This window comes from Photobacterium toruni, assembly GCF_024529955.1.
In the GTDB taxonomy this organism is placed as follows: domain Bacteria; phylum Pseudomonadota; class Gammaproteobacteria; order Enterobacterales; family Vibrionaceae; genus Photobacterium; species Photobacterium toruni.
Genome location: NZ_AP024854.1, coordinates 975,818 through 989,133, shown reverse-complemented (window position 1 = coordinate 989,133; position 13,316 = coordinate 975,818). Strand labels below are relative to the sequence as shown.

Here is a 13,316-nt window from a genome sequence, read left to right as displayed (position 1 = left end):
TCTGTTACTCAATATATGTTCACTATCCATTCATTTAGCGAAGAGAAGTACGCCTAATATATGCCTGAATTTCCTCAAGTCTCACAACAATCAGTTAAAAATGACATTCTATCGGGATTAACTGTAGCACTTGCTCTTGTACCAGAAGCTGTTGCTTTTGCTTTTGTCGCTGGCGTAGATCCTATGGTCGGTCTATACGCAGCATTTATTGTCGGTTTAGTTACAGCCATCTTTGGTGGACGCCCTGGCATGATCTCTGGTGCAACTGGCGCAATGGCTGTGGTTATGGTTAGTCTCGTTGCCCAGCATGGTATTCAATACCTATTTGCCGCAGTTATGTTAGCGGGTGTATTTCAAATACTCGCGGGTGTATTCCGTCTCGGTAAATTTATTCGCATGGTGCCGCATCCGGTCATGATCGGTTTTGTAAACGGTCTCGCAATTGTTATTTTCTTAGCTCAATTAGGTCAATTTAAAGTGCCATCACTAACTGGTGGACTTGAATGGATGCACGGAACTCAGCTATATATCATGCTGGGCTTAGTGCTATTAACTATGTCCATTATTTACTTTTTACCTAAACTCACCAAAGCGGTCCCTTCTTCGTTAGTTGCCATTTTAACCGTAACAGCATTGGTGCATATATTAGGTCTAGATTCACGTACTGTTGTCGATTTCGTACGTACAATGAGTGGTGACGCTAACGCAACATTGGCGGGCTCGCTACCCACTTTTGCCCTTCCCGATGTTGGCTTTAATCTAGCAACCCTTAAAATTATTCTGCCTTATTCTTTAATTCTGGCTGCCGTCGGTTTAATCGAATCATTACTAACACTGACCGTTATTGATGAAATGACTAATACACGTGGTCACGGTAACCGTGAATGTGTCGGTCAAGGCATGGCAAATATTACCTGTTCTGTTTTTGGCGCGATGGGTGGTTGTGCGATGATTGGTCAATCAATGATCAACATTAACTCTGGTGGACGTGGACGTTTATCTGGTATTACAGCGGCTATTGGCTTATTAGTGTTTATTCTATTTGGCTCATCATTCATTGAGATGATTCCATTAGCAGCACTGGTTGGTGTAATGTTCATGGTTGTTATAGGCACCTTTGAATGGGCAAGTTTACGTATGATGCGTAAAGTGCCAAAACATGACTTCTTTACCATTATTCTGGTTACTTGCGTGACTGTGGCTGCAGATCTAGCCGTTGCGGTGTTCGTTGGTGTAATTTACTCGGCATTAGTTTTCGCATGGAACCACGCAAAACAAATTTATGCGAGTTCTCATATCGATAACAACGGCACAAAAGTTTACCAGATCAATGGTCCATTATTCTTTGGTTCAGCGTCTCATTTTCTTGAGCTATTTGATGCACCCAATGATCCACAAACAGTAATTATTGATTTTGCTCATTCGCGTGTGGCTGATCACTCAGCTATTGAGGCAATTGATACACTTGCCGAGCGTTATGCTAACCGTAAAAAAAATCTACACATTCGCCACCTTAGCCCTGAGTGTCGTCGATTATTACAAAAAGCAGGTAACTTAGTTGAAGTTAATATGCTAGAAGATCCAACTTACAAAGTAGCTACTGATGTTCTAGGCTAATCACCAAAATACTCCAAAATAAAGCCCGTGTAGTGAAGTGACTGCGCGGGCTTTCTTTTATAATCACCAATACGTTATGATTATATTTATAGTCAATACAGCAATGTAATCAAGAGGAAATTATGGTTGATTTAACCACCAAGGATGAACGTCACCAAGCCCGTCAACAACGTTTAAAACAACAAGTTGATGATAAAATTAATGCCGCACAACAAGAACGAGGTTTAGTGCTCGTTATTACAGGCAATGGCAAAGGAAAATCAACGTCAGGCTTTGGTATGATTGCGCGAGCCGTTGGTCATGGTCAACAATGTGGTGTCGGTCAATTTATTAAAGGAACGTGGGATTGCGGCGAACGTAACTTGTTGCAACAACACGGCGTGATATTTTCAGTAATGGCAACAGGCTTTACATGGGAAACCCAAAATAAAGCCGCAGATACCCTTGCCGCTCAAGCTACATGGGCCGACTGTAAAGCGATGCTAGCAGATAATACATTAGATGTGGTATTACTCGATGAGCTCACATACATGGTGACTTATGACTATATTGATTTAGATGAAATTATTAACGCAATCGACGCCAGACCATCACAGCAAACTGTTATTATTACAGGACGTGCGGCCCATCGCCGGTTAATTGATATTGCAGATACCGTTTCTGAAGTGCGTAATGTTAAGCATGCTTTTGAACAAGGTATAAAAGCCCGTAAAGGCATTGATTGGTAACATTATCTCACGAACAACTTGCTCAATAACCACCCAAGAAGCACATTAAAACAACACTTGTTTAGGTTGAATGAAATTTTACTATTAGAATAAGCATTACATTTTATAATGCAGCAATGCTTAATAAAAATATAAACAGCGTTAAAGCTGGAGACACTATGCCTTCCCATTTACCTCGCGCATTTAGCAAACCTTTTTTAAAAGTCTTTCATCTTTTAGAGGCGGTATTATTAACTGCGATCACCTTAGCCACCGTTGTAGCGATGGTGAATGAATTTATTCATGTGTTCGTTAACCGTGATATTCAGTTAACAGACATTTTATTAATGTTCATCTATCTTGAAATTCTTGCGATGGTGCAACAATTTGTTGCTCACGGTAAGATTCCAGTCCGTTACCCACTTTATATAGCGATTATGGCTATTGCTCGCTATATCACTCTCGGAATGAAAGAGCTCGATGGTACCTTTATTATTTGGTTATCACTGGCCGCATTTATTCTCGCCGCAGCAACTGTTTTAATTCGAATTGGTCATCACTATTGGCCTTACGAAGAGCCTGAAGAGCCGGGTAAGAAGCAATCTGACGATTAACCATCAGATGTAATAGACTGATTCATAAAATTAAAAAGGGCGAATGAAATAATTCGCCCTTTGCTATTTATATGCTTATTTACATATCGCTAAATAATAATTTGCGCAAGAGCATAACCAATACAACAAGCTGAAATAACACCAATTAAACCTGGCATCATAAAGCTATGATTAAAGTACCACTTACCAATTTGAGTCGTACCTGTAACATCAAAGTTAACCGTTGCAATATCTGACGGATAATTAGGAATGAAGAAGTAACCATATGTTGCTGGCATTAAACCAATTAACAACGCTGGGTTTAATCCCATTGCTAAACCAACGGGTAACATCATTCGCGCGGTTGCTGCTTGTGAATTCACAACCACAGAGACAATAAATAGTGCTAATGCAAAGGTCCACGGATAACCTTGTACCATTTCAGTAATACCCGATTTAAATGATGGCATTGCGTACTGGAAATAGGTATCACTCATCCAAGCAATACCAAAAATAGCAATCGCAGCCACCATACCAGACTTAAACACCACACCTTCTGGCACTTTTTGTACATTAGTCCGTGTTACTAATAAAATTAAGCCACCAAAACCTAACATCATCATTTGAATAATTAATGACATTGAGATCGGTTTTGCATCCCCAATCGTTCTAATTTCTGGCACCATCGCCACAATAACAATGGTTACTAAAGCGACAATAAATAAGATCACCGCATGCATAGCAGAACGCGGTAATTGCTCATTCAGTGACGTTTTCGTGGTATGAAGAATTTGATCACGCCATACAGGATCTTGTAGTCGACGTTGATATTCAGGATCATCAGCAAGCTCTTTACCACGGCGTAAACTGTACAGTGATAATAATAATGTACCCCCTAGCGTTGCTGGAACCGTCACCATCAAAATGGATAATAAATGAATAGATTCAGTGATCGTTGACAGTTGAGCAAGGTAATAAACTACAGCAGCTGATATAGGACTCGCGGTAATCGCAAGTTGAGAGGCTACTGAAGAAGCTGCCATTGGGCGCTCAGGACGAATGCCATTTTTAAGTGCGACGTCACCAATAATCGGCATAATGGAATAAACAGCATGACCAGTACCCAACATAAAAGTCATAACATACGTTACTAGCGGTCCAACAATGGTAACGCGTTTAGGGTTACTACGTAAAATACGCTCTGCTATCTGCAGCATGTATTTTAAACCACCAGCAGCCTCAAGAATGGATGCACATGTCACTACCGCAAGGATAATTAACATAACAGTAATGGGTGGTGATGTTGGTGGCATGCGGAAAATAAAGACTTCCACTAACAAACCTAATCCCGAAACAACCCCGAGTCCAATACCACCAAAACGACTACCGGCATACAGCACCAATAATAGGAATAAAAACTCCAAATACAACATGACTTATCTCCTTATATATCATTAGCACTTTACAATCAAAGCACTGATTATGAGGAGCAACATGCCTCTTATCTTGAGTATCCATATTGATAAATATCAAACTACTTAATAGCAATAAACGCTTAATTTTACTTATGAGAACTATCCCAAATAACCCTCGCCACGTAAAAACAACTTATACACCAAAGTAATCATCAATTATCACAACATAATCACGATTAAGTAACTTAAAATACATTAAAGATGGTAATTGAATCATAACGATTGCTTACACAACAACTGATATATTCACCATCTTGCACTTACTGACATGTTATTAACGCAACGCCCCTCAATAACTGTAACTACATTGTAAAATAACAATAAAAAACTCAAAAAAAAGAACAGCAACAATGCTGTCCTTTTATGCAACTTATTATCTAATACCTACCGTTATCTAAGTATTATTCTTCAACAATGTCATCTGCAGCCTTACCATAATCAGGTCGATTTTCTTTGGCGGTGGCTATCCAAGCCGCACAGAACAACGTTAAACGAGCAAAGAAATAGAAGAAAGCCATTAAACCGATGATAGAACCAAATGCAGCACCAGAAGGTGAACTTGCCAATTTTGGTAATAAAAATGTCATTGCAAACTTAATCGCTTCAAAACCAATAGCAGCTAATAACGTTCCCTGCATTAGCGTTTTACGATTAAAGCGGCGACGAGGCAACATCCAGAATATCCATAAAAACATCAGGTAGTTTGCTAAAATAGAAATTGTTAACGCAATAGTGGTTAATACTGGGCGCAACCAAGTGATCCCCCCTAACCCTAGAGCATCAACGATGGTTGCTTGTGCCGAGCCAGCAACTGACGTCAATACAACGGTAAAAATTAATGCTGCTACCAACCCAGTTAAGCCAATGAGATCTTTTGCGTATTGCAGCAAAATATGCTCTTTGTCTTCAGGTTTACGTTCCCATACATCACGGGTTTGTGCGCGAACAGCTTCACGTAAGTTTCCCATCCAACTAATACCAGAATAAAAAGCAATCGCTAAACCACTAAGACCGACCGTTGTACGCTGATTAATGGCGGTTTGTACCATTTGCTTAAGGGTATTGGCTAAATTAGGATCAGTAACACCGGCAACAATCTTATCAATAATATTGGTTAACAATGTTTGATTTGATGCCAAAATAAAACCTGCAGCAGCAAATAACACCATTAGAATAGGAATAAGAGATAAAAATGAAAAATAGGTAATTGCTGCACCAAACTGACTGCCTAAACGATCATTAAAGCGATCAGCAGCTCGAATAAAATGGTCAATTGGCGGTAATGCTTTTATAGCATTTCCGACCAACGTAAATCCTCCTATAATTTTAGAGAATAACGTCGATTGTTCAGAAGATGTGGTTTTATTAGTCATAATTTTATTACTGGCACCATAAAAAGACTCAATAATATTAGCCATGGATAAAAACAAACCCAATCTAATAACAACAAGCCTCTACATACCTGCTACTTAATTGATTATAGAGTGAAAAAATAAAAGGTTTGCCGATAACAGCAAACCTCTTCTATCATAAATTTATACTTTACATTAGCAATGCTACGACCCACTTAAGATTAATTAAATAACCCTTTGAGTAGTTTATCTGCAGCATTTTTAATATTGTCATCTTTTGCTTTATCACCAAACAGTTTTTCTAAGCCTCGATTAATTTCTTTCTTAGCTTTACTCTCTAGCTCTGCATTATTCTTAAATAAGTCTTTAATATTTAAGTTATATTTTGGTTGTTGCCAAGTACCACTAACATGAATTGGAACAGCAATACCTTTGATTTTATCAAGCCCTTTACCACTAGCAACAATTTCAGAATTAATCATAAGATCAATACTTTCATTAACAAGACTCGTTTTACCTTGCCCAGTAATTGCAACTAATGGTGACGCCAAATGGAAATTATCCGTTGCCGCAATACCATTACCTAATTTTAAGGTCGTAATTAATGCTGAAAAATCTGTTTTCTTTGCTGTATCACTACCAGACTCAGCTTCACCTTTTAATTTAGCTTTAGCATTACGCAATAGTTCCGGAATATTAACTCCATATACGGCACCATCTGCGACATTAACTTTAATCGAACCTGCAATATTATGACGAATATTCGCTTCAGATAAGCCATGACCACGTAAATTCGTAGTGATATTAGCTTTACCTGCAAGTAGCTTATTGTTCGCAACCGCTTTTAATAATGGTAAAAGATCCACATTAGAAATCGTATTTTTTAGATGGTAACTAGGTAAAGCACTATTTGCATCAATAGACGCACTACCCGTGATTTTACCGCCATATAAATTAGCTTCAAAACGATTAATTTTCGCAACACCTTGTTTTACCGAGGTCACAATTTTAACATTTGCAATATTAGCGTTATCTACTGTTAACTGCTTAATCGCTATCATACCAGCTAGGTTGATATTTTTTAACGCACTAAGATCAGGTTCTTGAGTGGATGAATCAACATTTGTGTCAACACCCATAGACGTATTTACTTCAGCAGCAGTTGTGTTATTACTCGTACTCGGCGTCGTTGCTTTGGTTGGTAACCAACTATCAACATCAATATTATCACTTGATAATGCAAAACGAATATCAGGAATGGCAGTGCCTAAATATGATCCCGTACCTGATGCTTTAGTGCCGTTAGCATTAATAGTAAGTTGACTAACTAATGCTAATTTTTGGCTAACATCATACGTTGCATCTGCATTAACCACTAAATTTACTGTTGGGCGAGGTAACATTTTACCCACCAAATCATTAGTTATTTTCAGCCCCTGAACCGTAATAATATTATGATCTGTTGATAATTTTACTTTAGCTACGCCGTGAGTATCAAAACCTAAATTGGGTACTTGTCCATTAACAGCAAACGTGACATTTGACCACTTATCCAAGGTAAACTGATCTAGCCCTAATTGTGCATTTTTGATCTCAGTATTGCCATCGGTCATATTCATAGTAGCCGATAATGCTTTTAACTTCGCATTCTTATAATTAGCGGCCAGATTAATATCTGTACTACCCTGCGCGCTAAAACTTAATGCGTTAACTTTACCTTGAATATCAAATGTTGCTTTAGTCCACGTTTGCGGCTGAAAGCTATCAAGCGTAAAGTTAATGTGGTTAAATTGCGCAACCATCTTAGTTTGATCATTACGTACATCAGCACTCGCATTAACTAACTTAATACCCGCAACCGACACTTTCCAATGTGCCTTTTGATCATGAGTCGTAATGCTATTGTCTGTTGTTGTTTCTGGCTGTGCTTTTTTATCCGTTAAACCATCAAGATTAGTATGGCCATTTGCTAATGTTTGAACAAAAACATGGGCATCATCTAAACGCATTTCACCAATATCAAGATGTTGAGACAATAACGGTAAAACCGATACTGATAAGTTTGCTTGTTTAAACTGAACTAAGTTAGGCTCAGCAAACCCCTTTGGATTTCGAAACTCAGTTTCACCGACACTTAACCCTAATGTAGGGAAGAAACGCCAACTAATATCACCATTAATGACTAAGTCTCGCCCCGTTATTTTTTTTACTTGTTCCGTCAGTAACGGCTTAAACTGATTTGGGTTAACAAAAGTAACAAGTGCACCAATGCCAATCACGACCAATAAAATCAGCCCGAGTAAAATATACAGTATTTTTTTCATTATGCCCTCAGATATGCATATAGCATCATCATTAATAGTGAGCTATGCAAAAAGAATTTGTTGGTAATTAACCCTATAAATCAATGTCATTAAGACCATTAACCCCAAGATTAGTTCATCATAAATATAATAGCTAAACAAAAGGCAACCCGAAGGCTGCCTTTAATAAATTTTTGACGGTAGTAACAATAATTAACATTTAAAAAGATTAACTTTGTTTGTCGTCTTCGTTAATACGACTTGCCACTGCGCCTTGCTGATTTTTATATTTTGCATCAATACGCTTGTTATACGGTTTTTCTGCAGAACCCGATAACGTCTCAAAACTTAGCGCACCAATTGGCATATGTGGACGCAATGCCAGTGGTAAACGACCTGAATTATAAAACTCAAGTACAATACGCCCAGACCAACCTGGATCAATACGGTGGGCTGTTACATGAACCATCAAACCTAAACGGGCTAATGATGAACGTCCATCTAACCAACCAACAATATTATCAGGCAGTGTTACAGACTCATGAGTAACCGCTAATGCCAATTGACCAGGGTGTAGGAAAAATGCATCTTCTTCTGCAACCACAATCTCATCGCTCATCACTTTATCAAGCTGGGCTGCTACATCTTCTTTTTTGCCCGACAAATCAATAAATGGCGCACCATGATCATTAAAGACGCGGAAATTATTTCCAAGACTCACATCAATCGTTAAACCACTAATACAATCATCTGATGGTCGTGGTTCAATGCTGATTTTTCCTTCATCAAGGTAAGCCCTGATATCTCTATCGCAAAGTCTCATTTAAGCTCTCTCCTGCATAATAAACACTCTATCCTATCAATGCTCTGCACATGAGAGTGGTATAACAAAACACATCAATAATAGTTAGTATTATCGATGGCTTAGCAACGGGTGACGGGATTATAACCAACAATTATAACTATAAAAATAAGGCTGACATATTGTCAGCCTTATTCATTTTAAATCATTATGAACGCAGCAATTTAGCAATGTGTGCTTTTAACACATCGATTGCAATACGGTTCTTACCACCACGAGGGACGATAATATCCGCATATTGTTTTGAAGGCTCAATAAACTGCATGAACATTGGACGTACAGTTTTTTGGTATTGCACTAATACTGACTCCATTGTACGACCACGTTCAGCAACATCACGTTGAAGACGGCGTAACAAACAGATATCCAGTGGTGTATCCATAAAGATACTTGCGTGCATGATGTCGCGTAAACGAGGATCAGTTAACAATAAAATACCTTCTAAGATGATCACTTTTTTCGGTGTCATCGTCGTACTTTCTTGTAAACGTGTATGCTCACTGTAGCTATATTGTGGTACTTCTACTGCTTCACCTTTCATTAACTGCTCTAAATGATCACATAATAAATTGTGATCTAGTGCGCTTGGATGATCGTAGTTAGTTTTAACTCGCTCATCCATAGTCAGGTGACTTTGATCGTTATAGTAACAATCTTCCGTGATTACACCGATCTGATGATCGCCGACTTTTTCTTTTAACTCTTTGTAAACTGTACTGGCAATCAGACTTTTACCGGAAGCAGAAGCGCCTGCAATACCGATAATAACGCATTGGTGTGAAGTTTCAGACATATCAGAAAGTACCTATTAGACCACGTAGCAAGGCGAATATGGATAAATTAAACCCTCCGATTATAAGCAGTTGCAATGACAGATACCAGCAAAAATGAGGCATCTGTCATATATGATTATAATATCGGCGTTTTTTGTTTAGTTAACCATTATATTGTGCGAATAGTAATCTGCTCAGCCACAGTTTCACCTTGCCAATATAATCGACTGGCGATATTGGCAGCTAACATAATGTATGCGCTTGCTTGTTCTGACTCAGGAGCGGCAATAACCGTTGGTTTACCATTATCAATATCTTCACGAATTTTGATATCTAGCGGTAATTGAGCAAGTAGTGGCACTGCATAATCTTGTGCCATTTTAGCCGCACCACCCGTACCAAAAATATGCTCTTGATGACCACAGTTACTACAAATGTGATAACTCATATTTTCCACGATACCCAGAACCGGCACATCCACTTTATTGAACATGCTGATACCTTTAATTGCATCAGCTAAAGCAAGATCTTGAGGTGTGGTGACAACAATTGCCCCTGTTACCGGAATTTGCTGCGATAACGTTAATTGAATATCACCCGTACCTGGTGGCATATCAATGACAAGATAATCTAAATCTTGCCACCATGTTTCAGTAATAATTTGCGCCAATGCTTTTGATGCCATCGGACCACGCCAAATAGTGGCACTTTCTGCTGGCACTAAATAACCCACTGAATTGGTATATAAACCATAAGCTTCTATTGGCAACATCATTTTGCCATCCGCTGATTGCGGTTTTTCATCCATCGTACCCAACATCATCGGTACTGATGGACCATAAATATCAGCATCTAATAGACCAACTTTGGCACCTTGTTGTTGCAAACCTAATGCTAAGTTAACAGATGTCGTTGATTTACCAACACCGCCTTTAGCAGAACTCACAACAATAATATTTTTAACCCCATTGAGCGGTTGTTTATCTGCAACGGCTAATGTTGCAACTCGACAACGAACCTCAAAATTTAGCGCAGCATTGACGATTCCTTGTTGCTGTTGCTCTGCAATCCATTGACGTAATTGTTGCGCTAATTCGTTGGCAGCAAATGGAATCGTGATAATGATAATACCGTCAGCAGATACCGAGACAAAGTGAGGTACATCAGCCCATTCCACACTCAACAGTGGATGTTCAAATTGATTTAGCCATTGGCGAATATCGCCAACGCTATCGAAATGGTTTGTTTCTATTGCCATAAATTAGCACTCCACATAAATGTCATCACTTATTAACAACATCTACGTTACAGTATTAGTATGGAAAACAACCAGTAACGTTGATGCTGTAGGGTAATATTTCCCTCTTTTTTGTCATGCTACCACCAAAGAGTCCTTTCTGCCCGATTTCCCCTGCCCTAAAACGGATAAATCACTATCCGATGCTAGTCAATATGCTGTCCATCAGGTAGTATTTGCAGCTATGTTTTTCTACCCATCATGAGCGAAAGAAGTAATTATGGCTGCTAATCCAAGAAAAATTCTGGTGACCTGCGCCCTGCCGTACGCTAACGGTTCTATCCACTTAGGTCACATGCTAGAGCATGTTCAAGCGGATATTTGGGTGCGCTATCAGCGCCTTCGTGGCAATGAAGTTCATTTCATTTGTGCAGACGACGCACACGGCACTCCAATCATGCTTAAGGCACAGCAGATGGGTGTAGAACCTGAGCAAATGATTGCAGAAGTGAGCAAAGAGCACCAAGCTGACTTCGCTGGTTTTGATATTGACTTTAGTAACTACCACAGCACGCACTCACCTGAAAACCGTGAGCTTGCTTCTTTTGTTTACACTCAGCTAAAAGACAAAGGCTTTATTACTAGCCGTACTATTTCTCAGCTATTTGACCCTGAGAAAGAAATGTTCTTGCCTGATCGCTTTGTAAAAGGCACTTGCCCTAAGTGTAAAGCAGAAGACCAATACGGTGATAACTGTGACAACTGTGGCGAGACTTACAGCCCAACAGATCTGATTAATCCAAAATCAGCTGTGTCTGGCGCAACACCAATCATGAAAGACTCAGAGCACTTCTTCTTTGATCTGCCACAGTTTGAAGACATGCTAAAAGCGTGGACTAAATCTGGCGCACTTCAAGATGAAACATCAAACAAGATGCAAGAGTGGTTCGAGTCAGGCCTACAACAGTGGGATATTTCTCGTGATGCACCTTACTTCGGTTTTGAGATCCCTGGTGAACCTGGCAAATACTTCTACGTATGGCTAGATGCACCAATCGGTTACATGGGCTCATTTAAGAACCTTTGTGATAAGCGTGATGATCTTGATTTTGACGAATTCTGGAACAAAGACAGTTCAACTGAGCTTTACCACTTCATCGGTAAAGACATTGTTTACTTCCATAGCCTATTCTGGCCAGCAATGCTAGATGGCGCTGGTTTCCGTAAGCCAAATAACGTATTCGTACATGGTTACGTAACCGTCAACGGCGCGAAGATGTCAAAATCTAAAGGCACATTCATCAAGGCAGGTACTTACCTAAATCACCTTGATCCTGAATGCCTACGTTACTACTACGCAGCAAAACTGAATAACCGTATTGATGATCTCGATCTTAATCTTGACGATTTCACTCAACGCGTAAACAGCGATGTTGTGAATAAGATTGTTAACCTAGCATCACGTAATGCTGGCTTTATTGCTAAGCGTTTTGACGGCATGTTATCTGAGAAATTTGCAGAGCCTGAGCTTTATGCAGAATTCGTTGCAGCAGCAGCACGTATTGGCGATCTTTATGAAAGCCGTGAATACAGCCGCGCTATTCGTGAAATCACAGCATTGGCTGATAAAGCTAACCAGTATGTTGACGAAAAAGCACCGTGGGTTGTTGCAAAACAAGAAGGTAAAGATCAAGAGCTACAGGAAATCTGTACTGTTGGTATCAACTTGTTCCGCGTATTAATGGCTTACCTAAAGCCTGTAATGCCAAAACTGACTGAACGTACAGAAGCTTTCCTAAACGAAACACTTACATGGGAAGGTATCGAAACACCATTAACAAACCATGAAGTCACTAAGTTCAAGGCATTGTTTAACCGTATCGATCCTGCTCACGTTGCTGCAATGGTTGAAGCATCAAAAGAAGAAGCTGCTGCTGATAAAGCTGCAATTGAAGCTGCTCAACCCAAAAGCCCATTAACAGAAGAACCAATTGAAGCTGAAATCGAATTTGATGATTTCGCTAAGATTGATATGCGTATCGCTAAAATTGTTTCTTGTGAGTCAGTACCAAAAGCAAACAAACTACTGAAATTCCAATTGGATATCGGCGGTGAAATGCGTCAAGTATTCTCTGGTATTAAATCAGCTTACACACCAGAAGAACTTGTTGGCAAACTGACAGTAATGGTTGCTAACCTGAAACCACGTAAAATGAAGTTCGGCATGTCTGAAGGTATGATCCTTGCAGCTGGCCCTGGCGGTAAAGATCTTTGGATTCTAGAGCCTCATGAAGGTGCTCAACCAGGTATGCGTGTAATGTAATTTACGCTCCATTTTAATACTCAATACCGATGACTCTGTTATCGGTATTTTTTTGTCTTTTTTTTATTCACCAC

Annotated in this window: 10 protein-coding genes; 4 read left to right on the top strand and 6 right to left on the bottom strand. The window is 39.4% G+C overall.

The genetic code is table 11. The annotated features are described in order from the left end of the window. Positions 1 to 60: 60 nt before the first annotated feature. The 3 genes from OC457_RS04875 to OC457_RS04865 all read left to right on the top strand — a co-directional run bounded on the left by OC457_RS04875 (position 61) and on the right by OC457_RS04865 (position 2,938). On the top strand, positions 61 to 1,617 hold the full coding sequence (locus OC457_RS04875) for a SulP family inorganic anion transporter (protein WP_080173570.1): 1,557 nt from the start codon (positions 61 to 63) through the stop codon (positions 1,615 to 1,617). A gap of 122 nt (positions 1,618 to 1,739) precedes the next feature. Next, the gene (gene cobO / locus OC457_RS04870) at positions 1,740 to 2,345 is read left to right on the top strand and encodes a cob(I)yrinic acid a,c-diamide adenosyltransferase (RefSeq protein ID WP_080173568.1); all 606 of its coding nucleotides are present in this window, start codon (positions 1,740 to 1,742) and stop codon (positions 2,343 to 2,345) included. 158 nt (positions 2,346 to 2,503) lie between these two features. Beyond that, a complete protein-coding gene (locus OC457_RS04865; protein WP_080173566.1) occupies positions 2,504 to 2,938 on the top strand; it encodes a phosphate-starvation-inducible protein PsiE in 435 nt (144 codons plus the stop codon). An 89-nt stretch (positions 2,939 to 3,027) separates the two neighbouring features. On the opposite strand, the gene OC457_RS04860 is transcribed toward OC457_RS04865, so the two are convergent. From OC457_RS04860 to apbC, 6 genes are all read right to left on the bottom strand, one after another. Beyond that, complete coding sequence (locus OC457_RS04860; RefSeq protein ID WP_080173564.1) at positions 3,028 to 4,350, bottom strand: anaerobic C4-dicarboxylate transporter; 1,323 nt, start codon at positions 4,348 to 4,350, stop codon at positions 3,028 to 3,030. Positions 4,351 to 4,793: 443 nt separating this feature from the next. After that, positions 4,794 to 5,765 carry an inner membrane protein YhjD gene (gene yhjD, locus OC457_RS04855; protein ID WP_080173695.1) on the bottom strand — a complete coding sequence of 324 codons (972 nt, stop codon included), beginning with the start codon at positions 5,763 to 5,765 and terminating at the stop codon, positions 4,794 to 4,796. A gap of 200 nt (positions 5,766 to 5,965) precedes the next feature. Further along, on the bottom strand, positions 5,966 to 8,068 hold the full coding sequence (locus tag OC457_RS04850) for an AsmA family protein (protein WP_080173562.1): 2,103 nt from the start codon (positions 8,066 to 8,068) through the stop codon (positions 5,966 to 5,968). A 208-nt stretch (positions 8,069 to 8,276) separates the two neighbouring features. Next, positions 8,277 to 8,870 carry a dCTP deaminase gene (gene dcd, locus OC457_RS04845; protein ID WP_080173561.1) on the bottom strand — a complete coding sequence of 198 codons (594 nt, stop codon included), beginning with the start codon at positions 8,868 to 8,870 and terminating at the stop codon, positions 8,277 to 8,279. Between the two features lie 187 nt (positions 8,871 to 9,057). After that, positions 9,058 to 9,702 carry a uridine kinase gene (gene udk, locus OC457_RS04840; protein WP_080157880.1) on the bottom strand — a complete coding sequence of 215 codons (645 nt, stop codon included), beginning with the start codon at positions 9,700 to 9,702 and terminating at the stop codon, positions 9,058 to 9,060. A gap of 149 nt (positions 9,703 to 9,851) precedes the next feature. Continuing rightward, positions 9,852 to 10,940: an iron-sulfur cluster carrier protein ApbC gene (gene apbC, locus OC457_RS04835; RefSeq protein WP_080173559.1), complete on the bottom strand. Its 1,089-nt coding sequence runs from the start codon at positions 10,938 to 10,940 to the stop codon at positions 9,852 to 9,854. Positions 10,941 to 11,199: 259 nt separating this feature from the next. Here apbC and metG point away from each other — a divergent pair, with 259 nt between their 5' ends. Continuing rightward, a complete protein-coding gene (metG, locus tag OC457_RS04830; RefSeq protein ID WP_080173558.1) occupies positions 11,200 to 13,242 on the top strand; it encodes a methionine--tRNA ligase in 2,043 nt (680 codons plus the stop codon). The last annotated feature ends 74 nt before the right edge of the window (positions 13,243 to 13,316 follow it).

What these genes read in the sequence shown, in the direction of transcription:
- dcd (WP_080173561.1), bottom strand. Translation starts at nt 8,870, where the DNA reads ATGAGACTTTGCGATAGAGATATCAGGGCTTACCTTGATGAAGGAAAA.
- OC457_RS04850 (WP_080173562.1), bottom strand. Translation starts at nt 8,068, where the DNA reads ATGAAAAAAATACTGTATATTTTACTCGGGCTGATTTTATTGGTCGTG.
- metG (WP_080173558.1), top strand. Translation starts at nt 11,200, where the DNA reads ATGGCTGCTAATCCAAGAAAAATTCTGGTGACCTGCGCCCTGCCGTAC.
- apbC (WP_080173559.1), bottom strand. Translation starts at nt 10,940, where the DNA reads ATGGCAATAGAAACAAACCATTTCGATAGCGTTGGCGATATTCGCCAA.
- OC457_RS04860 (WP_080173564.1), bottom strand. Translation starts at nt 4,350, where the DNA reads ATGTTGTATTTGGAGTTTTTATTCCTATTATTGGTGCTGTATGCCGGT.
- OC457_RS04865 (WP_080173566.1), top strand. Translation starts at nt 2,504, where the DNA reads ATGCCTTCCCATTTACCTCGCGCATTTAGCAAACCTTTTTTAAAAGTC.
- cobO (WP_080173568.1), top strand. Translation starts at nt 1,740, where the DNA reads ATGGTTGATTTAACCACCAAGGATGAACGTCACCAAGCCCGTCAACAA.
- OC457_RS04875 (WP_080173570.1), top strand. Translation starts at nt 61, where the DNA reads ATGCCTGAATTTCCTCAAGTCTCACAACAATCAGTTAAAAATGACATT.
- yhjD (WP_080173695.1), bottom strand. Translation starts at nt 5,765, where the DNA reads ATGACTAATAAAACCACATCTTCTGAACAATCGACGTTATTCTCTAAA.
- udk (WP_080157880.1), bottom strand. Translation starts at nt 9,702, where the DNA reads ATGTCTGAAACTTCACACCAATGCGTTATTATCGGTATTGCAGGCGCT.